Below are 24,407 nucleotides of genomic sequence, written 5' to 3' on the forward strand. Positions count from 1 at the left end.
TTGGGCAATTTTTTATCCCTAAAAGGAAATATAATGGAAAAGTTGAATATGTATAACATGGAATAGTACATGCAAGGAGGTTCTCCATGTTTACTAGAAAGCTAGTTTGCTTCTTCATTATTCTCCTTCTATTAGTCGGTCATGTCCCTATAAGCGAAGCAGCTACACAGAAACTGCCGCAAGTTTATGGGAAATTTGCAACGGTGATTGATGCGAAAACAGGAAAAGTCGTCTATTCAAAGCAGGCCCGGGGTAAATGGTATCCAGCAAGTATGACAAAACTAGTCACTGCGATGCTGTTATTAGACTCAGTTGAAAAAGGGGCGGTCCTCACTGCTAGTCCACAAGCGGTTAAGCAGGATGTCAGCAATTCTATTTTTCTTTTAAAAGTGGGAGAAAGAATGAGTCGCGATGAAGCGCTGAAAGCATTGCTTGTGATGAGTAGCAATGATGTGGCAACGATGATTGCCGAGCATATTGCTGGAACTGAGGTTAAATTTAGTACCCTTATGAATAAGAAAGCAAAGGAGATTGGTGTAAGGGATACTAATTTTGTGACCGCCAGCGGTTTGCATCACCCTAAGCATTACACAACAACCTATGATATGGCCCTAATCGCAAGAGAAGTCCTCCACCATTATCCAGAAATCATTAAAGTAATGGGGTTAAAAAGCACGACTGTTAAAACTTCCACCAGAACCGTCCAACTTACAAATCGGGCGCAGTTCCATAAGAAACCGAATGTGATAGCCGGAAAAACTGGTTATACCGATGCTGCACGGAATTCTTTAGTTGAGATCGTCGAGAAGGATGGGGTCACCTTGATTGGGGTTGTCATGAAATCCTCTCGGGAAGAGCAGTATAAGGATCTCGCCGCGATGACAAATTACTCCTTTCATTTGTTAGAAAATAAAACAGTCGTTAGGGCCAGGTAAATTTCCTGGCTCATTTTTTTATGCAATCATTTAGCCGAAATTCTCAGGAAGCTTAGGTTTTTTTATTTTAAGTTTGAATGTTACATAATACTATGTAATAATATAATTATGTAACATCGATTAAGGAGCGTTTTGAAATGGAATACGTGGAGGCTCTTAGGGACATTAAGCAAATTAATGCGATCAAGAAGTATTTGAAAAAGCATTCGGAGCGGGATTTTATGCTGTTTGTTTTCGGCATTAACACTGGTTTAAAAATTACCGAAATGCTGGAAATCAAGGTTGGGGATGTCTTTGAAAAGGAAGGCTGTGTCAAAAGTTTTTTCCAGTACCCACATCATGAAGTGATGAAGGAGGTCTATTTGAACCATAAGGTCAAGCAGGCAATCCAACATTTTGTGGAAAATGAGCAGCTAACGAATGAGGAATATTTATTTAAATCCAGGAAGACCGAAAAACCGATTACTCGTCAGCAAGCTTACCGGATTATACATCAGGCAGCAGAAGCCGTAGGGATTGAAGGGAAAATTGGCACGAATTCATTGCGAAAGACATTTGGTTATCATGCCTACAAACGTGGAATAGCCATCTCGCTACTCCAAAAGCATTTTAACCACTCAACCCCTTCAGAAACGCTAAAGTACATAGGGGTCTCTAAAGAAGAAAAAATACGAACCGAAATCGATGTAAACCTATAAACACTTTAATGCTTTAAAGGATGTGGGGACAGTCCCCACACACTTTAAAGTGTTAAAGCGATATGAAGAGGAGGAGTTTGAACAATGATTATTCGCGAAATTGAACTACCGGGTATCGGGAAGAAATTTGAGGCTATTACGAAGAATAAGGAGAAATTCGTAGTTATCATCCATGATGATGGCAGAAGGGATCTTTATCATTTTGAGCAAGGGAATTACGAAGAAGCCATCTCAAGCGTGACACTTGATGATACCGAAGCAAGGCAAATGGCAGCCATTATTGGCGGGATGGCATATGCACCGAAAGCATTGGAAACGATTGAAATGGCGTTTGATGATTTAGTGATTGAATGGTTTAAGGTGGAGGAAGGTGCCACAGCTGCTAATCAATCGATTGGCCAATTAAATATCCGCAGATCTTATGAAGTAAACATTGTGGCAATTATTAAGAAGAACCTTAAAAAAATTCATACACCTGGTCCAGAAACATTATTAGAATCCGGTGACACAGTCATCGTATCTGGACAACGCAATCAAGTAAAATTGATTGTCAAAGAAATCTTTTCAAGAAAGGATGGGTGATGAAAATTGGGGAATCATTTAGTTTTTGAAGTTGGAACAGCGTTGGTCCTTATTGCCATTATTGCCCTGTTAGCAGATAAACTGAAATTTTCGATTATCCCGTTTCTTATTGTATTAGGAATGGTCCTTGGTCCACATGCCCCGAAAATTGGATTTATTGATCTAACTTTTATCCAAAGCTCAGAGATAATTGAGTTTTTTGGCCGAATTGGTGTGTTATTTTTATTATTTTACTTAGGGCTTGAATTTTCGGTCGGAAAACTCATTCGATCGGGACGATCGATTGTTATTGGTGGGACGATTTATGTTGCTCTAAATTTTATATTGGGTCTTGTTTACGGATTTTCAGTCGGATTTCCAGTGATGGAAACACTCATTATTGCGGGGCTTTTAAGCGTTTCTTCGACGGCTATTGTTGCCAAGGTTGTCGTTGATCTAAAAAGAACAGCCAACCCGGAAACAGAATTGATTTTAGGAATCATCCTTTTTGATGATATCTTTTTAGCGTTATTCCTCTCAGTCATGTCAGGTCTATTATTAGGTGGATCGACGACCATTTTAGGGACAATTATCTCCGTGCTCATTTCATTAGGTTATATGATTCTATTTTTCGTTATTGCTCGAAAGGGAGCCCCTATCCTCAATAAACTATTAAACATAAAGTCTAATGAAATATTCATTATTGTCATCTTTGCCTCGTTATTTTTAGTATCAGGCTTTTCTGAAAAGCTCCATGTAGCCGAACCAATTGGCGCTTTGTTATTAGGCTTAGTTTTCTCTGAGACGGAGCATCGGGCTCGGATTGAGCAATTAGTTATTCCGTTTAGAGATTTCTTCGGAGCCGTATTTTTCTTTAGCTTCGGATTAAGTATTGATCCATTTAGCCTTGGTGGAGCAGTTTGGCTTGCATTAGGGGCTGTCATTATCACGATTATTAGTAACTTTATAGCTGGAATGATTTCCGGGAGGCAGGCAGGTTTGTCACATAAAGCCTCTTCCAATATCGGATTAACGATCGTTTCAAGGGGAGAATTTTCGATTATTGTTGCTAATTTAGGCCTGATGGGTGGCCTAATGCCGATATTAAAACCATTTACTGCTGTGTATGTTTTAATATTAGCGATTATCGGTCCGTTACTAACAAGGGAATCCAAAAAAATCTATTTCTTATTTAATAAAATCTTCAAATGGGAAACACAAACAAAACGCAAACCTATATCAGTACCCATAAATGATAAATTAGAAGAATAATAACAGAACCAGTCTACGAAACTTTAGCGCTTTAACGCTTTAATTCATGTGGCATACATTTAAAGGAGCTTCGCCCTTTAAATTATGTAGGACTGTCCCCGACTTTTTTACAGCACTAAAGCGCTAAAGTGCTTTAGTGTTGTAAAGAGTACACATGCTTTAGAGCGGTAGAGAGAAGGGGGGATTGTTATAGGATGGGCATTGGTGTAGCAATTGGATTGTTAACTTATGTCATGGTTTTGGTGATGACTTATGTTGTGATTGTTTATCTTAAGCGCGGTGAAAATATTATTAATCGTGCCTATCGACATGCTTATGCGATTCTTTGTTTTGGCATGCTTATTGTGATTATCCTCATTAAATTACCACATGTTACCTTAGACCGGCATGTTACCGGCTATCTTCTTTTGTCCAGCAAATTCATATCAGTTTTAACACTTGGGATAAGCCTTTTTTTACTAAATAGAAAAAAGTGTTAGAATGATTTCTTCCGACTGCTAAAGTGTATATTTTTTCATAAAATGGTTAATACATCTAAGAAAGACCTCAATCAGAATGGAGAGGACCATTTTTATGAAAATTATCACCAGACTCAAAGGGCTTTGGTTTTTTAGCTTAGTGGTGTTTGGCATTGGCGTTCTTTTGGAAATATCGAACGGCGAATTGCATGGCTCTACGGTTATTGTTTTCTTCATTTATTGCAGCCTCTATTATATTGCTTCATGGAATAGCGACAGAAAATCGGATAAAAGCATGTAGATTTTGGGGCGGTTGAGCGGAATCATCCGCCCTATTTCCACCATTCCCATTTTATAGTATATTTAGGGTATCGAAATGAAAGGAGATGGTGAGAAGAATGCAATATCGTCGTTTAGGTAATACCGGATTAAAGGTAAGTGAAATTAGTCTTGGCAGTTGGCTTACATATGGAGGCTATGTTGAGGAACAGAACGCTGTGTCATCCATCGATTTAGCGTATGAGTTGGGGATTAATTTTTTCGATACAGCAAACGTATACATACGCGGGGAAGCCGAAAAGGTTGTTGGGAAGGCATTAAGTAAGTACCCAAGAAACTCTTATGTTTTAGCGACTAAAGTGTTTGGTAAAATGGGCGATGGCCCGAATGACCAGGGTTTATCACGAAAACATATCATCGAGCAATGTGACGCGAGCCTTAAAAGACTTGGCATGGATTATATCGATGTCTACTATTGCCATCGCTACCATCAGGAAACACCGTTAGAAGAAACGTTGCGCGCATTAGATGACCTAGTCCGCCAAGGCAAAGTCCTTTATTTGGGTGTCAGCGAATGGACTGCCGAACAAATGACAGAGGCCGTTCATTTAGCTGATAAAAAATTACTCGACCGCATTGTTGTCAATCAGCCAAACTACAGTATGCTACATCGCAATATTGAAAAAGAAATCATCCCTGTCTCCGAAAAACACGGCATCGGCCAAGTGGTCTTTTCACCATTGGCACAAGGCGTGTTAACAGGAAAATATAAAAAGGGCGAAGCTGCACCAGAAGATAGCCGCGCTGCGCAAAAGCATCTACAAATCTCGCAATTAACCGATCAAAACCTTGATAAAGTGGAGCAGTTAAAGGTAGTAGCAGCGGAGGAGAGCCTGACTTTAGGTCAGCTCGCATTAGCATGGATTTTAAGACAATCTAATGTTTCTAGCGCTATCGTAGGAGCTAGTCGACCTGAACAGTTAGCGGAAAATGTGAAGGCATCAGGAGTAAAACTTTCTAGTAGCACTCTTGAAAGAATTGACGGAATCTTGAATTTATATTAAACAGTGAAATTCTAATACTATTGAAAAAGGCGTCATGTCTCCCTCGAGTAACGAGAGGAGGCTGGCGCTTTTTTGGTGCCCGTCACCAATTAAAAATCTTAAGAAATTCTTCAGATTTTCCCTCCCTTTTAATTAAGAAGTTTTGTTTATCCTAAATTATGTTAAACTTCGAGAAGGAGGGTTGTTCGATGAATGATTACGTAGTATTAGTGGTGGATGACGATAAAGAGATTCGCGATGGAATTGAGATTTATTTGAAAAATGAAGGGATTAAGGTTTTAAAAGCGCAAGATGGTGTGGAGGCGCTCGAACTATTGACGGAAAATAATGTTCACTTGATTCTATTGGACGTTATGATGCCGAAAATGGACGGAATTACCGCTACCTTTAAAATCCGCGAACAAAAGAATATTCCGATTATCATATTGAGTGCAAAAAGTGAAGATACAGATAAGATACTGGGCTTGCAGGTCGGCGCCGATGATTATATCACCAAGCCATTTAATCCGTTAGAACTAATTGCCAGGGTAAAATCGCAGCTTAGAAGATTTTTGAAATTGGGGCAGTTTGAAGGGACTAACAAAGTCATCGATTTAAACGGACTAACCCTCGACCAGGCTGCAAAAGAGGTTGCAGTAAATGGTGAGCCTGTGAAGCTTACGCCAATCGAATATAAAATTGTTGAATTGTTAATGGTAAATGCCGGCAGAGTATTTTCCATTGCAGATATTTACGAACGTGTATGGAATGAGCCTTACTACAACGCGGAGAACATCGTCGCGGTTCATATTCGAAAAATCCGCGAGAAAATTGAAATCAATCCTAAAAATCCAAGGTATTTAAAGGTGGTGTGGGGAATTGGATACAAAATGGATAAATAGAATCAAGATGATTGCATGGCTTGTCTTGTTTGCCTATGGTTTAAGTGGTGTTTTATCTGTCCTTATAAATGATAAGGATTATACGGAAGCAAATTATTTTAAAACAAATCAATTTGAATATACACTCAGAACTTTTACCAATTATCTTTATACCTACGAAGTACAATCAAAAGAAGAAATGAAAAATGCCATTACCGTTTCCAAAGAGGAAATTGATGAGCATCGCTATCGATACGGTGGTTTAACCGAACAAATCGAGAATATAGAACAACAATATAATTCGAAAATTGATGAAGCGAAAACAAATGGACATGAGAACCTCGAGGATATTTATATCAAGGAGCGGGATACGAAAATTGAAGATATAACCAAGAACTTCGAGAGCGATGAATATGTGGAGCAAAAAGTCAGAAAAGAAAAAGAAGCTAGTATTGAAAATTATTTGAAGGAATTAGAAGTTAATCGCGGGGAATATCAAAGATATCGTGAAGCGTTTGTGTATTATCTAAAAAACACCAGTACAGGAGATGTATTCACCAATCTACCAACCAAAGACAGTGAAACTGTGGATCAGTATATAAATGATCAAACATCGTACTTTATCCAAAGTTATCCAACGAAAAATAACGGCTATCTGAAACTGGGCGAGGATATGTTCATTCCGGGAATAATTGACTATTTCCGAAATCATGCTAATGATTTGTTTGAAGGTAGTATTGCGGTGACGAAGGATGCTCCAAAAACCAATATCATAATGTTGGAATACCAATCGTTTGCAAAAGAAAGAATCATCTTTTGGATTTATTCTGCAGGAGCTCTTTTGGCTTTAATAGCTAGCATTTGGATTGGAAGGAAAATAGGAATTATTTCGCGGTTAGCACCGGAAAAATGGCAGGGGCCCTATAGTAATCTTCCATTTGATTTGTCAGTACTAGTTTTGGCGATTTCGGTAATCATCTCCTTTTCCTTAACCGTTAATCTGACGAATATCTATTATAACTTTCATTTGGATGATGTCTTGATACATCTTTTCTTTATAACTGTCATGTTTGGAATAACCTTTATTCAGTCGATATATTTTTATAGGAGGGTAAGAAATAGAGATTCTGAAAAAGAAATTTGGCAAAATATGATTAGTGTAAGAGCGAAAGAGATGGTTCATAACGCGTTTGTGAATCGCAGGGTTGGAACGCAAATCTTCTTGATATTGGCGGTCGTTTTTTTATTAGGAATCTTTTTGGGCCTTGGTGCCAATGAGACAGGATTCTTCGTTATCTTTTTCTTTGGCTGTATCATAGTAGGTTTACCGCTTTTTATCTTGATTTTAAAAAGAATCGGGTATTTTAATAAAATCTTACTCAATACACGGGCTTTGGCAAAGGGCGAATTCGAGCCCGATATTAAAATTGTTGGCAAGTCTTTTTTAGCAAAGCTAGCAGAAGATATTAATCTGTTAAAATACGGCGTGAAAAATTCTCAGAACGCTCAAGCGAAAAGTGAACGATTAAAGACGGAGTTGATTACGAATGTAAGTCATGATTTACGGACACCGTTAACGTCAATCATTACCTATACGGAGCTTCTCAAAAAAACTGAGATATCTGAGGATGAACGTAAATCGTATGTGGAAATTATTGATCGCAAGTCGCAACGTTTAAAAGTCTTAATTGATGATTTGTTTGAGGCATCGAAAATGGCTAGCGGCAATATTGAACTAACGAAAGCGAAGGTTGATATCGTTCAACTACTTCAACAATCGTTGGCGGAATACCATGAATCGATGCAGGATTCAAAGATTCAATTTCGAATATCCAATCCGGACCATCCGGTCTATGCCTTCGTTGATGGCCAAAAACTCTGGCGGGTATTTGAAAATTTGCTTGGCAATATATATAAATATGCCTTAGAGAATACGAGAGCCTATATAAATGTAAAAACAGAAAATAATCAAGTGATTATCACATTTAAAAATGTTTCAAAATACGAGCTCAATGATGATACGGATGAACTATTTGAACGATTCAAACGTGGAGATCAGTCACGTCATACCGATGGTTCAGGTCTCGGTCTGGCCATTGCCAAGTCGATTATTGATTTACATGAGGGAACGCTAGATTTAGATGTGGACGGCGATTTATTTAAGGTGATCGTAAAACTAGACTTATACAACCAATAGATTTCAAGAAAGACTCCTATTTCGGTAGGAGTTTTTTGTTTTTGTTAATATTTTCAATGGAAATATTAAGAAACTCTTAAGATTTACACTAGTAGTTTCTTTAAAATTGGTCTTTATACTAAAGGCATTAAGAGCAAATTACATAATGCAAAATACGGCGCAGGTCTTAGCGGATGATTAGACTGCAGGGCGTTTTGAAGAAACGGTTATTTTTGTAAAGTGAACATAACAAAGTGAGAGGATGAGTGCGGTGAAAAAGATTTTGTTTTTCCCATTGTTAAGAATGCCTTCGGGACACCATCAGGTCGCTGATTCGCTTGCGGCTATTTTACAAAAAAGAGATGAGAACATCATCTGTAAAAAAATTGATCTCTTAAGTGAATGGAGTTCCACGTTGGAAAATTTGGTGACCAAAACGTATTTGGAGTGGATTCATTTATTCCCGAAAAATTACGCATGGGTGTACAAGAAAATGGCTTACCAATCAAAGGGTGGGCGCTCCTATAAATATTATGAGTTTTTATTCATGAAAAAGGTAAAACAAATCATTGAACAAGAAAAGCCGGATTTAATCGTCTGTACCCATGGGTTTCCTTCATATTTTATGAGTCGGTTAAAAAGTAAAATGCAGTGCAATGTTCCAGTCATTAATGTCTATACCGATTTCTTTATTAATGATGTTTGGGGTCGGGAAGGGATTGATTACCACTTTGTTCCTAGCGGTGCGGTGAAAAACAAACTCATCAAGGAAAATGGAATTCCGGAACACCGAATCATTGTAACCGGAATCCCTACCAATGAACAGTTTGAGCCGAAAATCACCTCGGAGGTGGGAAATTCCTTTGGCCGACGCCGCGTGCTTGTTTCGGGTGGCAGTGTGGGTCTAGGAAACATCATAGAAATGATCGAAGAAATGAACGGAAGCGATATTGAATACTACGTTTTATGTGGAAGCAACCAAAAGCTTTTGCAAAAAATTAGCCAATTACAAAAGCCTAACATTCATCCACTGCCTTATATTTCATCAAGAGAAGAAATGGATCAGTTATACAGTCAAGTGGATGCCATCATCACCAAACCTGGTGGCGTAACCATCAGCGAAGCCTTAAAGAAGGGGCTACCGATTTTTATTCACTCAGCGCTTCCTGGCCAAGAGGAGATCAATTTAAAGCTATTGACGGAATTAAAGCTTGTACGCATCTTAAATCAACATAGCTCAATAAACGAGCAAATGGATCAATTTTTCAAAAACCCGATGCAGATGGAGCAGTTTCATTTAGCCCAGAAGGCATATTTAAAGGAAATTGAGAACGGCCATCCTAGTAAAATCGCCCAATTCATTAGCTGTTTAATTGATTCCAGTGCAGCTAAGCAGATCTTATAGGAGAGAACTATGGTGCAGCAATTTTTGGAATGGGTCCATGCAATTGGCATACCTGGTTTATTTGTCGTAATGGCTTTGGAAGGGTCTTCTCTCCCATTCCCTGGTATCGTGATGGTCCTGTCATTTGGATATCTTTTTTCACCTAGTTATGTGGATACGGCGCTGATTGCTTTCGGGATGAGTCTTAGCTATAGTTTAGCGAGTTTGATTCCTTATTTCTTAGGGATGAAGATGGAACGGTTGATTTCGAAACGCTTAAGGAAGGGCCTTAGTAAAGGTCAGCAATTTTTTAATAAGTATGGGATTTGGAGTATCGCTTTGTCGAGACCGTTTGGGATTGGTAATTATATTTCTTATATCGCGGGAATGAGTAAAGTTCAATTGCTGAAATATTCCCTGTTGACCTTTATTGGAATTTATCCATGGTCGTTTGTGATGATTTTACTTGGCGATTATTTCAACGGGAATTATGAGGCCTTTAAGGAGTTTTTTGCGACCTACAGCCTATATTTTTACGGGGTCATCATGGTTGTAATAGTAGGGATCGTCCTTTTTTATTATAAAAAATTTAAGCGAGAAAAGCTGTTGTTAATGAAAACAAAGGAAGGAGGGCATGACGCTTGAAACGAACTGGACTATCTCTAGGTGGGGGGTCTCTTCGAGGTGTTGCCCATATCGGTGTGTTACAAGAATTGATCAGTCAGCAGATTGAAATCACTCATATTGCCGGTACAAGCGCTGGGTCTGTGGTAGGCGGTCTTTATGCGTGCGGTATGAACCCTGACAAAATGAGTAGCGAGCTCCAAAGCTTATCGATCCGCCGCCATCTTGATTTTGGATTCAACCGTAAAGGTTGGATTAAAGGCGACCGAATCTATCAAACTATATTAAAACTAACCGAAGGGAAACATTTCGAGGATTTAGAGATTCCCTTTGCCGTGATTTGTGTGGATTTGATTTCAGGTAAGATGGTGGTTATTGATACTGGTGAAGTGGCATTAGCCATTCGTGCCAGCATCGCCATCCCGGGCGTGTTTTCGCCAATCGAAATCGGCGATAAAATACTAGTAGATGGCTATATTTTAAATAATAATCCAGCCGACATTGTTAGAAAAATGGGGGCTGAAAATGTCACTTCTGTAAGAGTTAGCGGTTCAAACGCCCAGCAGCCAAGCAATTTGATTTCCTATATCAATCGGTATATCGATATTGCTAGTGATATGAATACGGAACGTTGCCTGAAGGCTGCTGATTTGCTAATTGACATAGATTTGCACGATATCGGACGGTTTGAAACAAAGGATCTATCAAGAGTTGTAGAACTCGGGCAATTAGAGGCTCAGAGAGTTTTATTTTATAAAAAAATGCAAGAACGAGGCAGCAAAGTCGTTTATTTGGACCAGTGGCTACGGAAAGTTCATTAAGAGGGGGGAACAGGTTAAAAATCCTGTTTCCCCTTTTACATAGGGCTCTTTTCGTAACCTTTGTTGCTAACGTGCACTATATCGTTCATTTGCAGTGTTTCCAGGCGATTTTCGCATACTATTTAACGAAAAGATGCCCACGAAACAAGATATTATCCGGTTGAAGAACTTATACGTAAAGCAACATTGTATGCGAAATAGCCTTACATAAATATCCCCTTTATTAACCATGATAACTTTAGAAAGGGGATCTGTTTTGATGAAAATAAAAGTTTCATTTATTATTATGGCAATTATACTAAGTTTTTTGGCGCCTGCTCCATCGACGGAGGCAAAAACATTCACTGATGTGAGTCAATACAAAAGTGAAATTGGGTTTTTAACTACCAGGGGAATCATCAAGGGTTATGATAACGAGTTCCGCCCGAATACTCCTCTCAAAAGACTTCAAGCGGTACAAATGATTTTAAGGGAAAAGCAGGTTTCACCTACAGGAGCCCCCAATCCCGGTCTAACCGACTTGAAACCCGGGGACTACGGCTATGAAGAAGTCGCTAAAGCGATTGAGATGGGTTTCATAGGTGGAAAAACCGATCCGAATACAGGGCGGAAATATTTTGATCCAAATGGCACCTTAACGCGGGCTCAAATGGCTAAAGTTTTAGCGATAGCATACGGATTATCAGGGGTTTACCCAGGCGATTTTAAAGATGTTCCAAAGGGTGATTTGGCCCATGAGTATGTAGAGGCGCTTGCGAAAAACAACATTACCACTGGGTATCCCGGAAATGTTTTTAAACCTAACCAAGCATTAACCCGCCAGCATTTCGCCTTATTTATGGCACGCTTGCTGAATGATGAATTCAAACCGCAGCCTGATTTTCAGGTGCATTTCTTAGACGTCGGCCAAGGCGATAGCATCCTCGTGTTTTTCCCGGATGGAAAAACCATGCTCGTTGACGGTGGAAAAAGGGAAATGGGCAAGACCGTTGTCCAATATTTGAAGGACCAAGGTGTGAGTACATTGGATCTTGTCGTTTCAACCCATCCAGATGCCGACCATCTCGGAGGGCTACTAGAGGTTCTTGATAAAATAAAAGTCAAAGCCATTCTTGATAATGGTGTACCGCATACGACGGTAACGTATAGTGACTATCTACGTCTCATTCGTGAAAAAAATATTCCCGTTTCCATTGCAAAAGATGGGCAATTACTTGATTTGGATAAGCGGGTTAAGGTAGAAGTGTTAAATAGTGGTGGAGCGAATGAGGAAAGCAATGAGGCATCGATTGTTTTAAAATTAAGCATGGGTACGATTGATGTTTTGCTAACAGCTGATGCTGCGGCAAAGGAAGAAGCGCAAATGGTCCAAACTTATAATGTGGAGGCTGAAATTTTAAAAGCGGGTCATCATGGCTCCGCAACCTCGACAAGTACAGTTTTTCTAGATGAAGTAAAGCCAAAGGTAGCGATACTTTCCTATGGTGAGGGTAATTCCTATGGTCATCCACATAAGGAAGTATTAGACCGCCTGCTTCAATGGGGGGCGAGTATTTTCTCTACTGCTCAGTCGGGAACGATTGTAGTGAAGACAAATGGCAGTACCTATGATGTGTTGGCACATCCGTGGAAATATGCGGAGGAAAAAAATAACACTGGGAAGCCAAACAGTGGAAATCCACCAGGGGAAACTGGAAAACTGACCATCACGGGACTAGATTTAAGTAAAGAAACAGTCTCGATCAAAAATAATGGCACAAACGATGTGACAATGACAGGTTGGAAGTTAGTGAGTATTAATGGTAATCAGACCTATAATTTCCCAAGCGGTTACGTTTTAAAGGCGGGGCAAACGGTAACGATTACTTCCGGGCCAAAAGCGGTTGAAAAACGGCCAAGCTATTTATTCTGGACGACAAGTAATATTTGGAATAACTCAGGTGACAGCGCAAAACTCTATGACCCGACAGGAAAGCTAATCCATGCAAAATAGTTATCGAAGTGGAAAATACACAATTGATCGCTTCGAAGGGGAGTTGGCTGTTTTACTATATCGGCTGGACGAAACGGTAGAACTTCTTGTCAAACGGGAGGAGCTTCCTGAAGGGATAGAGAAGGGCAGCATTCTTGAACTGGAAATGGCTGCTGGTGTTATTCAATCAATCAGGTTATTGGAGGAAGAAACAAACTCCATTCGGAAAGAAAATGAAGAAATTCTACAGAAATTGGTGAGTAGAAACTTATTTTAATAAAACTGTATCAATCTTTTTACGGATTCGTCTATATCTATAAAGGGTATAACAGGAGGAATAGTCATGAAGTTTCGAATGGTTGGTATTGCCCTGGCATTATGGTTAAGCGCTAGTCTAGTCGGTTGTGATGGAGCGATATCAGTGTCACAAGTGGCGAAGGAAGGGAAAGGGCAGGAGAGTGAGAATCCTGAGAATGTCATTAAGAGATTAGTACTAGATTTTGGCCAAACACTCCAAAACGTCTCTCTACTCTCTCCTAAAGATATAGTAAGAAAAAGTATGCAAGAGAACTATGGAAAATTTGTCTCTCAAACGCTTCTGGAAAAATGGCAGAATGATCCAGAAAATGCGCCAGGAAGGCTAGTTTCAAGCCCATGGCCAGATCGCATTGAAATTGAATCCATCCATAAGCGTTCGGAAACAAATTATGAAATAAAAGGATCCATTATAGAAAGTACAAATGATAACAATAACGTAGCAAAACGGTCGATCACATTGGACGTAAATAAGGTTAACCAAAAATGGTTAATTGAAGGGGTAACACTCGGGGATTACGCACAAGCAGAAAATGTTATCTATAAAAATACCCAATATGGCTTTGATTTTTCTTTGCCAGGCACATGGAAAGATTATTCGATTGTGAAGGATAAATGGGAAGGGCTAGGATGGAAGGGAACTGAAGGTGAAAAAGTAGTAGCAACTGGTCCAATGCTGATCATTAGGCATCCCAAATGGACAACTAAAGTGCCGAGGCAGGATATTCCAATTATGATCTTCACCCTAGAGCAATGGAACTCTCTACAGAAGGAAGATTTCCATATTGGAGCAGCGCCAATTGGTCCAAAAGAGCTGGGACGTAATAGCAAATATGTATTTGCCCTACCGGCACGCTATAACTTTGCCTTCCTGGAAGGATACCAAGAAGTTGAAAACATTCTAAACAATCAACCACTACAACCAACAGAAAACATCCATTAACACATATAAGCGCAAGAATAAATATAAAACGCTAAAGCACATTAACGCTTTAGCGTTTTAAAGCATGTGGGGACTGTCCCCGATTTCTTTAAAGCACTAAAGTGTTGAAGTGCTTTGGATGAATTCTCGGATTTCGTGGCAGACTTCGTCAAGCTGGTTTAGAATCATTAAATGCTGTGAACCGGGGATGATTTTAGTCCAAGTCTCTGTATATTTGTTTGCCTCTTCGATGTAAGATAACTTTGTATGTAAATGATCTTCTTTTTCCGCAGGTAAGAAGAGAATCGGACATTCTATACCTTGATACAGCGCTTTGTACTTTAATTCACAGACCATCGACATAATTTGTACATTGATGTGAACGGGGATTTGGTAAGAAAATCTCCCGTCTTGGAGTTCATAAATCGAAACAAATTTAAACCACTCCTCGAAATAGGAATCCCAAATTTCTGTCGGAAATACACTCTCGACATACTGAAGCATTTCTTTCTTCGAAGCAAAGCTCTTAATCTCTCGATTCCGGAACTCTGCTAAAACTTCTTCCTTAGTCAATGGTCTTTCCCCATCCACACCAATGTAATCAATCATGCCAGAATCGATATTCGTTAACGAAAGCACTATTTCCGGGTGCATCGCTGCAAAAGCGGTGGCGATATCGCCACCCAATGAATTACCGACAAAATGGGCTTTCGCGACACCAACGGCTTCAAGTACAGTAAGAATATCTTGACACTGTGTTTCAATATCATAGCCACTTATCGCTCGTTCCGACTCGCCTTGCCCACGTAAATCGATTAGAATCACATGATAGCGGTCAAAATAGGAATCAACGCCTCGCCATATTTTAGAAGAACTGCCTTGCGGGTGTAAAAAAACAATTGCCTCACCTGTATGATTTCCATTCTCATAAACTTGAATTTTCGTACCATTGTTGTCAATTACTCTTATTAACATCTTTCCTTCGCTCCTATTAAAAAAATTTCCTTATTATAACATTTATTATAGTAAAAACATGAGTGGTAATAGATAGTTTAGAAAAAAGTAACTTTTTCGTAATAATTTCGTCTACTGATTATTCATTTACCTAAAGTAAATAGATGGGTTATAGACGTAAGGCCAAGTGTTTGTTACTCTAAGCTCAAAAGAAATTTCAGGTGATAAAATGATCCATAGCTATTTAAACGAAACCATTCATTTTGATATTTTTTATAAAAATCGGAAGTCACTAGGCTTACGGATTGATTTTTACGGGAACGTTGAGGTCGATGCTCCTAAGGGGACTCACGAGGAAACCGTGCGCCAATTTTTAGAGGAAAAGTGGGATTGGATTCTTGCGAAAAAAGGGGAAATGCAGGATCGAATTTCAGGTAACAAGCAGAAGGTTTATGAACCGGACGAGGAGTTTCTTTATCTTGGCAATGCCTATCCGATTCAAATTTCTCATGACGTCAATCATAATCAGGACCACGTAATATTCAAGGAGAATCAACTTCATATATTGGTAAAACATCCCGAAGAGGAACGAATCAAACAAGCTTTGAAGCGATTTTATTATCAACAGTGCAAGACTTTAGTGGAAAAAAGCATTCGTGCCCATGGAGTCCACTTCAAAACAAAGCCGCGCTCGATTCGAATAACCGATAGTAAGGCGAACTGGGGTACCTGTGATGCCCAGCATCAGCTGACCTTTAATTGGAGATTGGCAATGGCTCCACAAGAAGTGATCGACTATGTAGTTGTTCATGAGATGTGCCACATGGTCCATTTAAATCATGACCGTTCGTTTTGGCGTCTTGTTGGAAAAATTATTCCTGATTATGAATCTCGGGAAAACTGGTTAGCCTTGTCGAATTGGAAGATGAATCTATAGAGGATAAAGGGAAATTGCAAGGAAAACCAGTGGATAAGTTAAGCTCCCGTTTATTTTGTATAAAGTTTTTTCACAATTTATCAACAGTATTTTTAAGTAATCAACATAAACCTGCGGATAACTTAAACTATCCACAAGAAAATCAGGCACTTCCATGGATAAATCTTGACTTGTCCACAGGGGTGCCTGATGTTTTTCTAAAAACTCATGTTCCCAGACATCATCTTTACAGCACGGCCGCCGACACAAATGACTGGTTCTGAACCATTGAATGTAATTTCAATTTCCAAGTATCCAGGTCTACCTGCCGCATGTCCTTGGGCAATTTTATAAGAAGTCGTTCTTGCTGGGTCGATTATTCCTTCAAGCAAAAAATAACCTGCTAACGCTCCGTTAGCGGAGCCAGTTACCGGGTCTTCTGGTATACCGACAGCTGGAGCGAAATCACGGGTATAAACTAACGCATCATCTACGGTATCGAAGGTAAATAGATGGGTCGTACTAATACCCAGCTCCTTGTTCATTGTAGCTAATTCATCCAACAATGGTCGGGCAGCATCGATGGCCTTTCTGGTCTTAAGAGGCAAAAGAAGATGCCAATTGCCGGTATAGGCTAATTTAATGGGAAATCGATCATCGAGGTCGTCAATGTTGATGCCCGCAAGACGGCAAAGTTCTTTTTTATCATGATTGATTTCTTTCAACTTCGGGGGCACCTGGGTCATCGTCACATAAAGTAATTGGCCATCCTCGACCGTCCAGCTTACCGGAACGATTCCAATGTTTGTTTCTAATTTAATCTCATCCTTCTTTTTCAACCAGCCGAATTCTGTTGCTAGAATCCACGAAAGAGCAATCGTCGCATGACCGCAAAAATCAATTTCATTTGTCGGGGTAAAATAACGCACCCGTACATCACCATGATCATTTGTGGACGTGGTTACAAAAGCTGTTTCCGAAAGATTTAGTTCCCGCGCGATTCTTTGCATTTCTCCCTCTGTTAAAAGCTCAGCATTTGGGACAACACCCGCCGGATTGCCGCCAAAAGGCTGGTCGGTAAACGCATCAACATGAAAAATCTGAGCATCCTTCACCTTTCATCTCTCCCCATAAAATCTGCTATACTCATAATGATAGAAATTTCATTGGAAATCAAGATGACTCGGTATAAACCCCAAAAAATAGCAGATAGAATAAAGGTGAGCGTATGAAGAAATATGCAAATTTAGATCATGTGGCAAACAATAAATCATTTCAGGACATGCGCAAATGGCAGAAGGAACGAAGAAGTAAGAAAAAGGATTTAACAGTGAATATCGAACAGAGTACGGAGAAAAGGGTGGACTTTTTACAAGCAAATAGAACCCATACCTCATATACTTGGATTGGTCATTCTACCTTTTTGATTCAATTAAATGGTCTAAATATATTAACAGACCCCGTTTGGGCGAAACGAATGGGTTTTGGAAAACGGCTTACGGAGCCAGGGATTGGGATTACGGACATGCCCGAAATCGATGTGGTCGTCATTTCACACGGGCACTATGACCATTTGGATTTTCCAACCTTGAAAAAAATAAAAGGCAATCCACATTATTTTGTACCGGTGGGACTCAAATCGCTATTTACTAAAAAAGGCTATCAGCAGGTGACGGAATTAAGTTGGTGGGAACGGGTAGAACTTAGAGGAATCGAGTTCCATTTCGTTCCAGCCCAGCACTGGACGCGCCGAACACTGCGTGACATGAATACTTCCCACTGGGGTGGGTGGATTTTTCAAACCAAACAGGAGACGATGTATTTTGTCGGTGATACCGGATATTTTCGTGGGTTTGAGGAAATTGGGGAACGGTTTGCGATTGATACGGTGTTCATGCCAATTGGTGCCTATGAACCGGAATGGTTTATGAAGGATTCACATATTAACCCGGAGGATAGTGTGAAAGCTTTTCTGGAATTAAAAGCAAAATACTTCGTGCCCATGCACTATGGTGCCTATCGGCTAGCCGACGATACTGGACCAGAAGCATTGGAAAGATTGCTGCAAGAATGGGACAAGCGAGGACTAGCTAAAGAGCAATTAAAGGTATTATTGCTGGGGGAAACAACCGTAGTCGATTAAATAACAAAGGACAAGAAGCCTAAGCATCTTGTCCTTCACTACTATTTACTTCCGATGCATCTTAAACTCTAAAAACAATTCATTGTATAGGGCTAGATTCTTTTTGCCAAGGTTTTCATAAACCTCTAGTTTCTCGGTTAAATCAGGTGGCGGGTAAAACCGCACGTCACCCGTCATTTCTTCCGGCATGTATTTCAACGCTTCTTTGTTTGGAGTTGAATAAGAAACATACTCGGTATTTTGGGCAGCTACTTCCGCGTCTAGTATAAAATTGATAAACTGATGTGCTGCTTCGACATTTTTGGCTGTTTTCGGAATGACCATATTGTCGAACCACAGATTAGAGCCTTCTATCGGTACAACATATTCAAGATCCTCATTTTCATACATAATCTCAGATGCGACACCTGACCAAACTAAGCCGATAGCCGCCTCATTATTTTCTAAAAGAACCCTCGCCTCGTCACCAACAATCGCCTTTACATTAGGTGTGAGCGCATTGAGCCTTTCTTTCGCTTCTTGGAGGTGGTCAGGATCTGTGTCGTTCAAGGAGTACCCTAGACTATTTAATCCCATTCCAATGACTTCACGTGCTCCATCGATTAAAAAAATCTCATTTTTTAAATCAGGATCCCATAAATCATTCCAGCTTGTGATGGTCTTCCCGCCAATTAATTTTGAATTATAAACGACACCAACTGTTCCCCAGAAATAAGGGACGGAATAGCGATTTTCAGGATCAAACGGAAGATCCATAAAACGTTCGTCGATATTCTTTAAGTTTGGCAGCTTGGCATGATCGAGCGGGACCAACAGGTTCTCCTGGCGCATTTTATCAATCATATACTCGGATGGAACGGCAATGTCGTAGGTCGTTCCCCCTTGCTCGATTTTTGTCATCATCGCTTCATTGGAATCAAAGGTTTCATAGATAACTTTGACTCCGGTTTCCTTTTCGAAACGTTTGACAAGATCCATATCGATATAATCGCCCCAGTTAAATATCGTAAGGGTATTACCACTAGAATAACCTTCAGCAGAGTTCATTTTCGCAATTGTAAGTAACAGCAAACCAGAAATGAGAACAATGGCCACGCCCAACTGGACTAATTTTTTCATCGCCGTACCCCCATTCCTTTATCCTTGTAACGTTGGGTAATGATATAATAAACTCCAACTAACAGTAAGGTAACTAAGAATAAAAGTGCTGATAAAGCATTAATGTTAAGAGCAATTCCGCGGCGCGCCAAGGAATAAATCTCAACAGAAAGCGTGCTAAAACCGTTACCTGTCACGAAAAAGGTAACAACAAAATCATCCAAAGAGTACGTTAATGCCATAAAAAAGCCTGCGAATATTCCTGGGGTAATATACGGTAAAATCACTCGCGTCAACACCTCTAATCGGCTCGCTCCGAGGTCTAAGGCCGCATCGATTAAGGTTGAACTCATTTCCTTTAATTTTGGCAAAACCATTAGAACGACAATTGGAATACAAAAGGCGATATGCGACAATAACACCGAATAAAAACCAAGCTTAATTCCGGCCATCGTGAACAAAATTAAAAAGGAGGCACCAATGACTACGTCTGGGCTTACAATCAATACATGATTAAGCGACAGGAATGTATTTTGTGTCTTTTGTTTTCTTATCGAATCAATCCATATCGCTCCAAGTACACCAAAAATCGTTGAAAATAAAGCAGATAAAAGCGCAACGACTAATGTATTTAGCACGATAATTAACAATCGTGTATCCTGAAAAAGCTCTTTATACCAGTCTAGGGTGAAACCGTCAAAACCGGACATGTTTCCGCCACTGTTAAACGAGTAAAAGACGAGAAAGAAGATCGGTGCATAAAGAATGAGAAAAACGATGATAAGAAATAATTTTGGTAAAGCTGTTATCTTTTTCTCCAACTTACACACCCCGCTTTCGGATTCCCGTTACGTTCATAATCAGGAACATAAAGATAATTAAAAACACCGCGATTGTTGAACCCATTCCCCAGTCCTGGATGACAAGAAAATGCTGTTCAATTGCGGTTCCAAGCGTAATGACTCGGTTTCCGGCAATCAAACGTGTTAGCATGAACAAGCTCAAGGCTGGAATGAACGTAATCTGAATGCCAGCTTTTACGCCGTTCATCGTTAGCGGTAGAATAACACGGCGGAACGTCGTCCATTGTGAAGCCCCTAAATCATTTGCTGCAGCGATTAAATTCGGATTTAACTCATTTAATGAGTTGAAAATCGGTAATATCATAAATGGAATGAAGATATAAACCGATACGAACAAAAAGCTGAAATCGGTAAACAAAAGCTGCTGAGTGCCGATACCGATGACTTCAAAAAAGCTGTTCACGACACCATATGTCCCGAAAATCCCTAAGAAAGCGTATGTCTTCAATAGGATATTGATCCACGATGGCACAATAATCAGCAGTAACCAAAGTTGCTTGTGCTTCGTTTTTGTTAAAAGATAAGCAGTCGGGTAAGCAACGAGTAACGAAAACAATGTAATTAAAAACGCATACCAAAAGGAACTTAATGTCATCTTTAAATAAACGGGTGTAAAGAACTTTTGATAATTATCAAAGGAAAAATTTCCTTCAATATTAAAGAACGAATTATAGACGACGAGAACAATCGGTGTAATAACGAATAAACCAATCCAAAGCAAATAAGGAACTGTATAAAGATGGCGCGTCCAGCTATTTTTCATGGCTGTTCCCATCCGTATAAGCCTCTAAACGCTTGTCAAAATCCTCTTCAGATTCACCAATCCGCATAACATGAATCGCTTCTGGATCGAAGTATAAACCAATTTCCTCACCAACAGTTGCTTTTTTCGTTGAATGGACAAGCCATTCATTCCCATCTTTATCATAACAGCTGATTTCATAATGAACGCCACGGAACAGCTGGGAATCCACGCGAACCTGGAGTTTTCCGCGCTGTGTGGACGTTATCTCCAAGTCCTCAGGACGAATGACGATTTCAACTGGTTCATTTTCGTTAAAACCTTTATCGACACAATCGAACCGTTTACCAACAAATTCAACTAGTTCGTCGTGAATCATATGGCCATTAACAATATTCGATTCCCCGATAAAATCAGCAACAAAGTTGTTAATAGGCTCATCGTAGATGTCTGTTGGCGTACCACTTTGCTGAATGATTCCTTTGTTGAGGACAAAAATCTCATCGGAAAGGGCAAGCGCTTCTTCTTGATCGTGAGTGACGAAAATAAAGGTAATGCCTAAACGCCGCTGCAGTTCGCGTAGCTCGTACTGCATTTCTGTACGTAGCTTTAAATCTAGTGCTGAAAGTGGCTCGTCGAGGAGAATAACCTCAGGCTCATTGACGATTGCCCGTGCGATGGCCACGCGCTGGCGCTGACCGCCGGACATTTCACGGATCTCCCGCGTTTCGTAGCCTTTAAGATTGACGAAGCTCAAGGCTTCCTTGACCTTTTTTTCAATTTCACTATTTTTCATTTTTTTGATTCGCAAGCCGAATGCGACATTTTCAAACACATTTAAATGAGGGAACAGCGCGTAGTCCTGGAACACGGTGTTCACCTGACGTTTATTGGCAGGGACATGATTAATCTTTTTTCCGTTGAAAAAGATTTCACCTTTAGACGGTTCGGTAAAACCAGCAATGAGCCGCAGAATCGTCGTTTTACCACACCCGGATGGACCTAGCAATGTGTAAAATTTGCCGCGCTCAATTTCAAAACTAACATCATCAAGCACAGGCGGGTCATCGTCAAACTGTTTTGATACATTTTTAAATTCAATGATCAGCGAACTGTTCATTTTCCACTCTCCTTTTTTGAAAAATTATAGCAAGGGGTCTGTTCCTTTGCTTCCAAACCCGAAATATGTCGAATTTGCAATCATTATACAACAAATTTCCTGTTGTGGGTGCATTTCCTTCCCTATATTTTTAATAAGGTTACCCTTCATTATCCACTTTAGTTTGTTTAGAGGGGAATCGCAATAAAAGTGGGTTTCATTGCCCGATTTGGTCCAAATCCGAGGGAGTCGGTCAATAGAAGTATTTCATCCCCATATCTGTCAAGAAACGTTCAATATAAATTAACCGAAACTTAACATTCATTTTGGATAATTTGTTTGTAAAAATAACAAACAAATTGAAAATGGGAAGGGAGTAGGAAAATGAAAAAATTTGTTTTATCTTCCATACTAGCCATTGTAGCAACCATCGTTATTGGTTTTAGCGTTTTTTCTCTTTTCATATTAGATCCGAACAAAGGCCCTACGGTTAGTTCAAGTTCGGAAATTCCACAAGGTCAGGATGCAAAATCAGACCACCCTTATTTACCACCAAGCATGGACGAAGTTCCTCAAGGTGAAGAAGGGGAGTTGATTAGGCTTGGACAAAAAGCGCATAATGAGACAAGCTCGGTTCTGGATGGTTATGTTGGAAACAAGTTGAGTTGCGCGAGCTGTCACGCGAACGGCGGAGTAGATGCGGCGCTTGACCTTGTCGGAATCTCTAAAACCTATCCGCAATACAATCCACGGGCGGGTAGAGAAGTCACATTAGAGGATCGAATTAATGGCTGTTTTAAAAGAAGTATGAATGGTAAACCACTACCGAAGGATTCAAAGGAAATGAAGGCAATGGTCGCCTATTATACCTTTATTTCTAAAAACGTACCCGACGGCACGAAGGAACGTCCTTGGGCAAAACTGAAAAGGGCGGAAGGAGATCTCACAAAAGTAAACATTGACGCCGGAAGAGAGCTATATAAACAAGCGTGCATGTCCTGTCATGGTGAAGATGGTGGCGGTGGTGCAACTGGTCTGGCTCTTTGGGGAGAAGAGTCCTATAATATCGGGGCTGGAATGGCACGAATTAGAACAGCAGGAGGCTTTATCAGAGAATACATGCCAAAAGTTCCAACTGGTGGGTACGAACCGGGTTCCTTTACGGATGAAGAAGCAATGAATATTGCTGCCTATATCAACTCGATGCAACGGACAGATTTTCCTGATAAAATTCATGACTGGCCAAATGGTGATGCCCCGGATGACGCAGCATATGAAACACTTGCTGGTAAAAAAGGAAAGTAAAACAATGTATTCAAAATAAGGGCCGCCTACCAGGCGTGCCCTTTTTCAAACGGTCAAAATTCATGAAAGCTTCACGGACAGTAGTAAGTTTTATCGTTTATGATAGATAGAGGGGGGTGTTTGATGTTGGAGGATAGAAGACTTAGAGGAAAAACAATCTTGATTATCGATAGTGATACAAAAAACCGTGCTGTCCTGAGGTTCCATTTGTCTAGACAAGGGTTTGAGATACTCGAGGCAGCAGATGGACAAACGGGTCGGAATGCGTACGCTAAACATGATCCGTGCTTTGTTCTCCTAGAAACATCACTTCCAGATATAGATGGACTTGAAATTTGTCAATGGCTTCGTTATGAATTAGATCAAAACGTGCCCATTATTATTCTATCATCACAAAATTCCGATGATGATAGGATTGAAGGGTTAAGAAGGGGTGCAGATGATTATCTCGGCAAACCTTATAACCTTGAGGAGCTGATTGTTCGCATCGAAACGGTGCTACGAAGGACGGCCAATCGTTGTAGTAAACTGAGTTACCGAGGCCTAACCATTAAACCTTTAAAGGGTATCGTTAAATATCAGGATGAAGTATTGGATTTAACCCATTTTGAATATCGATTACTCTATTTATTTATGACTCACCCGGAACAAATTTTTACTAGAGAGCAAATCATTAACACCATTTATAAAAATAGTGAAAAAGTCATTAACGAACGGACAGTCGACGTCCATATTAAACATTTACGAGAAAAAATTGCTCAATATACCGATTATTCCTTTATCGTGACATTAAGGGGCATTGGTTACAAATTCAGTACTGAAAATTGATAGAGAAACGGACCTGTTAGTGGAAGAGAAACACCACGGGCAGGTTCGTATTTTTTTTGTCAAAAAACTTTTCAATCAAGGAGAATTGCGTATATAATAAAAAGACCGTGTAGTCTTG

The 24,407-nt window shown here is 39.9% G+C and carries 24 protein-coding genes; 18 read left to right on the forward strand and 6 right to left on the reverse strand.

The window, feature by feature from the left end:
* The first annotated feature begins 86 nt into the window (after nt 1-86).
* The 14 genes from ACX9YW_RS05280 (at nt 87) to ACX9YW_RS05345 (ending at nt 14,362) form a co-directional block, all read left to right on the forward strand.
* Nucleotides 87-935, forward strand: a complete 849-nt coding sequence (locus ACX9YW_RS05280; RefSeq protein WP_460342882.1) for a D-alanyl-D-alanine carboxypeptidase family protein — start codon at nt 87-89, stop codon at nt 933-935.
* Nucleotides 936-1,072: 137 nt separating this feature from the next.
* Complete coding sequence (locus tag ACX9YW_RS05285) at nt 1,073-1,633, forward strand: tyrosine-type recombinase/integrase (protein WP_460342885.1); 561 nt, start codon at nt 1,073-1,075, stop codon at nt 1,631-1,633.
* Nucleotides 1,634-1,717: 84 nt separating this feature from the next.
* Nucleotides 1,718-2,215, forward strand: coding sequence for a cation:proton antiporter regulatory subunit (locus ACX9YW_RS05290; protein ID WP_460342888.1), 498 nt, complete (start codon nt 1,718-1,720; stop codon nt 2,213-2,215).
* Nucleotides 2,216-2,221: 6 nt separating this feature from the next.
* Nucleotides 2,222-3,466, forward strand: coding sequence for a cation:proton antiporter (locus tag ACX9YW_RS05295; protein ID WP_460342892.1), 1,245 nt, complete (start codon nt 2,222-2,224; stop codon nt 3,464-3,466).
* Between the two features lie 194 nt (nt 3,467-3,660).
* The gene (locus tag ACX9YW_RS05300) at nt 3,661-3,945 is read left to right on the forward strand and encodes a hypothetical protein (RefSeq protein WP_460342895.1); all 285 of its coding nucleotides are present in this window, start codon (nt 3,661-3,663) and stop codon (nt 3,943-3,945) included.
* 377 nt (nt 3,946-4,322) lie between these two features.
* Nucleotides 4,323-5,267, forward strand: a complete 945-nt coding sequence (locus ACX9YW_RS05305; protein WP_460342898.1) for an aldo/keto reductase family protein — start codon at nt 4,323-4,325, stop codon at nt 5,265-5,267.
* 188 nt (nt 5,268-5,455) lie between these two features.
* Entirely contained in the window at nt 5,456-6,148 is a 693-nt protein-coding gene (locus ACX9YW_RS05310) for a response regulator transcription factor (RefSeq protein ID WP_460342901.1), read from the forward strand.
* Between the two features lie 7 nt (nt 6,149-6,155).
* Entirely contained in the window at nt 6,156-8,324 is a 2,169-nt protein-coding gene (locus ACX9YW_RS05315; RefSeq protein ID WP_460343237.1) for a histidine kinase dimerization/phospho-acceptor domain-containing protein, read from the forward strand.
* 250 nt (nt 8,325-8,574) lie between these two features.
* Nucleotides 8,575-9,708 (forward strand): MGDG synthase family glycosyltransferase, encoded by a 1,134-nt coding sequence (locus ACX9YW_RS05320; protein ID WP_460342904.1) that lies wholly within the window; start codon nt 8,575-8,577, stop codon nt 9,706-9,708.
* Between the two features lie 9 nt (nt 9,709-9,717).
* On the forward strand, nt 9,718-10,332 hold the full coding sequence (locus tag ACX9YW_RS05325; protein WP_460342907.1) for a DedA family protein: 615 nt from the start codon (nt 9,718-9,720) through the stop codon (nt 10,330-10,332).
* Nucleotides 10,329-11,132 carry a patatin-like phospholipase family protein gene (locus tag ACX9YW_RS05330; RefSeq protein ID WP_460342910.1) on the forward strand — a complete coding sequence of 268 codons (804 nt, stop codon included), beginning with the start codon at nt 10,329-10,331 and terminating at the stop codon, nt 11,130-11,132. The genes ACX9YW_RS05325 and ACX9YW_RS05330 overlap by 4 nt, the downstream gene beginning before the upstream one ends.
* A 259-nt stretch (nt 11,133-11,391) precedes the next feature.
* Nucleotides 11,392-13,125, forward strand: a complete 1,734-nt coding sequence (locus tag ACX9YW_RS05335; RefSeq protein ID WP_460342913.1) for an S-layer homology domain-containing protein — start codon at nt 11,392-11,394, stop codon at nt 13,123-13,125.
* Complete coding sequence (locus ACX9YW_RS05340; protein ID WP_460342916.1) at nt 13,115-13,381, forward strand: DUF3006 domain-containing protein; 267 nt, start codon at nt 13,115-13,117, stop codon at nt 13,379-13,381. Before ACX9YW_RS05335 ends, ACX9YW_RS05340 begins: the two co-directional genes overlap by 11 nt.
* Before the next feature lie 66 nt (nt 13,382-13,447).
* Nucleotides 13,448-14,362 carry a hypothetical protein gene (locus ACX9YW_RS05345; protein WP_460342919.1) on the forward strand — a complete coding sequence of 305 codons (915 nt, stop codon included), beginning with the start codon at nt 13,448-13,450 and terminating at the stop codon, nt 14,360-14,362.
* 96 nt (nt 14,363-14,458) lie between these two features.
* Here the strand turns inward: ACX9YW_RS05345 and ACX9YW_RS05350 are convergent, their stop codons facing one another.
* The gene (locus ACX9YW_RS05350; protein ID WP_460342922.1) at nt 14,459-15,316 is read right to left on the reverse strand and encodes an alpha/beta fold hydrolase; all 858 of its coding nucleotides are present in this window, start codon (nt 15,314-15,316) and stop codon (nt 14,459-14,461) included.
* A gap of 208 nt (nt 15,317-15,524) precedes the next feature.
* On the opposite strand from ACX9YW_RS05350, the gene ACX9YW_RS05355 reads away from it, so the two are divergent.
* Nucleotides 15,525-16,232 carry a M48 family metallopeptidase gene (locus tag ACX9YW_RS05355; RefSeq protein ID WP_460342925.1) on the forward strand — a complete coding sequence of 236 codons (708 nt, stop codon included), beginning with the start codon at nt 15,525-15,527 and terminating at the stop codon, nt 16,230-16,232.
* 197 nt (nt 16,233-16,429) lie between these two features.
* Here ACX9YW_RS05355 and ACX9YW_RS05360 read toward each other — a convergent pair whose 3' ends face one another.
* Complete coding sequence (locus ACX9YW_RS05360) at nt 16,430-17,326, reverse strand: PhzF family phenazine biosynthesis protein (RefSeq protein WP_460342928.1); 897 nt, start codon at nt 17,324-17,326, stop codon at nt 16,430-16,432.
* A gap of 113 nt (nt 17,327-17,439) precedes the next feature.
* Here ACX9YW_RS05360 and ACX9YW_RS05365 point away from each other — a divergent pair, with 113 nt between their 5' ends.
* On the forward strand, nt 17,440-18,354 hold the full coding sequence (locus ACX9YW_RS05365) for an MBL fold metallo-hydrolase (RefSeq protein ID WP_460342931.1): 915 nt from the start codon (nt 17,440-17,442) through the stop codon (nt 18,352-18,354).
* A 45-nt stretch (nt 18,355-18,399) separates the two neighbouring features.
* Here ACX9YW_RS05365 and ACX9YW_RS05370 read toward each other — a convergent pair whose 3' ends face one another.
* From ACX9YW_RS05370 to ACX9YW_RS05385, 4 genes are read right to left on the reverse strand one after another with little or no spacing between them, the layout of a single operon-like run.
* On the reverse strand, nt 18,400-19,473 hold the full coding sequence (locus ACX9YW_RS05370; protein WP_460342934.1) for an ABC transporter substrate-binding protein: 1,074 nt from the start codon (nt 19,471-19,473) through the stop codon (nt 18,400-18,402).
* A complete protein-coding gene (locus ACX9YW_RS05375; RefSeq protein WP_460342937.1) occupies nt 19,470-20,273 on the reverse strand; it encodes an ABC transporter permease in 804 nt (267 codons plus the stop codon). The genes ACX9YW_RS05370 and ACX9YW_RS05375 overlap by 4 nt, the downstream gene beginning before the upstream one ends.
* A 1-nt stretch (nt 20,274) precedes the next feature.
* Nucleotides 20,275-21,078 carry an ABC transporter permease gene (locus ACX9YW_RS05380; RefSeq protein ID WP_460343240.1) on the reverse strand — a complete coding sequence of 268 codons (804 nt, stop codon included), beginning with the start codon at nt 21,076-21,078 and terminating at the stop codon, nt 20,275-20,277.
* Entirely contained in the window at nt 21,068-22,177 is a 1,110-nt protein-coding gene (locus ACX9YW_RS05385) for an ABC transporter ATP-binding protein (RefSeq protein ID WP_460342940.1), read from the reverse strand. Before ACX9YW_RS05385 ends, ACX9YW_RS05380 begins: the two co-directional genes overlap by 11 nt.
* A 363-nt stretch (nt 22,178-22,540) precedes the next feature.
* Here ACX9YW_RS05385 and ACX9YW_RS05390 point away from each other — a divergent pair, with 363 nt between their 5' ends.
* On the forward strand, nt 22,541-23,461 hold the full coding sequence (locus ACX9YW_RS05390) for a c-type cytochrome (RefSeq protein WP_460342943.1): 921 nt from the start codon (nt 22,541-22,543) through the stop codon (nt 23,459-23,461).
* Between the two features lie 123 nt (nt 23,462-23,584).
* On the forward strand, nt 23,585-24,289 hold the full coding sequence (locus ACX9YW_RS05395; protein ID WP_460342946.1) for a response regulator transcription factor: 705 nt from the start codon (nt 23,585-23,587) through the stop codon (nt 24,287-24,289).
* Nucleotides 24,290-24,407 lie beyond the last annotated feature (118 nt).

It is taken from the genome of Pseudoneobacillus rhizolycopersici (genome assembly GCF_054786815.1).

What these genes read in the sequence shown, in the direction of transcription:
- ACX9YW_RS05280 (WP_460342882.1), top strand. Translation starts at nt 87, where the DNA reads ATGTTTACTAGAAAGCTAGTTTGCTTCTTCATTATTCTCCTTCTATTA.
- ACX9YW_RS05285 (WP_460342885.1), top strand. Translation starts at nt 1,073, where the DNA reads ATGGAATACGTGGAGGCTCTTAGGGACATTAAGCAAATTAATGCGATC.
- ACX9YW_RS05290 (WP_460342888.1), top strand. Translation starts at nt 1,718, where the DNA reads ATGATTATTCGCGAAATTGAACTACCGGGTATCGGGAAGAAATTTGAG.
- ACX9YW_RS05300 (WP_460342895.1), top strand. Translation starts at nt 3,661, where the DNA reads ATGGGCATTGGTGTAGCAATTGGATTGTTAACTTATGTCATGGTTTTG.
- ACX9YW_RS05305 (WP_460342898.1), top strand. Translation starts at nt 4,323, where the DNA reads ATGCAATATCGTCGTTTAGGTAATACCGGATTAAAGGTAAGTGAAATT.
- ACX9YW_RS05310 (WP_460342901.1), top strand. Translation starts at nt 5,456, where the DNA reads ATGAATGATTACGTAGTATTAGTGGTGGATGACGATAAAGAGATTCGC.
- ACX9YW_RS05315 (WP_460343237.1), top strand. Translation starts at nt 6,156, where the DNA reads ATGATTGCATGGCTTGTCTTGTTTGCCTATGGTTTAAGTGGTGTTTTA.
- ACX9YW_RS05325 (WP_460342907.1), top strand. Translation starts at nt 9,718, where the DNA reads ATGGTGCAGCAATTTTTGGAATGGGTCCATGCAATTGGCATACCTGGT.
- ACX9YW_RS05335 (WP_460342913.1), top strand. Translation starts at nt 11,392, where the DNA reads ATGAAAATAAAAGTTTCATTTATTATTATGGCAATTATACTAAGTTTT.
- ACX9YW_RS05340 (WP_460342916.1), top strand. Translation starts at nt 13,115, where the DNA reads ATGCAAAATAGTTATCGAAGTGGAAAATACACAATTGATCGCTTCGAA.
- ACX9YW_RS05345 (WP_460342919.1), top strand. Translation starts at nt 13,448, where the DNA reads ATGAAGTTTCGAATGGTTGGTATTGCCCTGGCATTATGGTTAAGCGCT.
- ACX9YW_RS05350 (WP_460342922.1), bottom strand. Translation starts at nt 15,316, where the DNA reads ATGTTAATAAGAGTAATTGACAACAATGGTACGAAAATTCAAGTTTAT.
- ACX9YW_RS05355 (WP_460342925.1), top strand. Translation starts at nt 15,525, where the DNA reads ATGATCCATAGCTATTTAAACGAAACCATTCATTTTGATATTTTTTAT.
- ACX9YW_RS05365 (WP_460342931.1), top strand. Translation starts at nt 17,440, where the DNA reads ATGAAGAAATATGCAAATTTAGATCATGTGGCAAACAATAAATCATTT.
- ACX9YW_RS05370 (WP_460342934.1), bottom strand. Translation starts at nt 19,473, where the DNA reads ATGAAAAAATTAGTCCAGTTGGGCGTGGCCATTGTTCTCATTTCTGGT.
- ACX9YW_RS05380 (WP_460343240.1), bottom strand. Translation starts at nt 21,078, where the DNA reads ATGAAAAATAGCTGGACGCGCCATCTTTATACAGTTCCTTATTTGCTT.
- ACX9YW_RS05385 (WP_460342940.1), bottom strand. Translation starts at nt 22,177, where the DNA reads ATGAACAGTTCGCTGATCATTGAATTTAAAAATGTATCAAAACAGTTT.
- ACX9YW_RS05390 (WP_460342943.1), top strand. Translation starts at nt 22,541, where the DNA reads ATGAAAAAATTTGTTTTATCTTCCATACTAGCCATTGTAGCAACCATC.
- ACX9YW_RS05395 (WP_460342946.1), top strand. Translation starts at nt 23,585, where the DNA reads ATGTTGGAGGATAGAAGACTTAGAGGAAAAACAATCTTGATTATCGAT.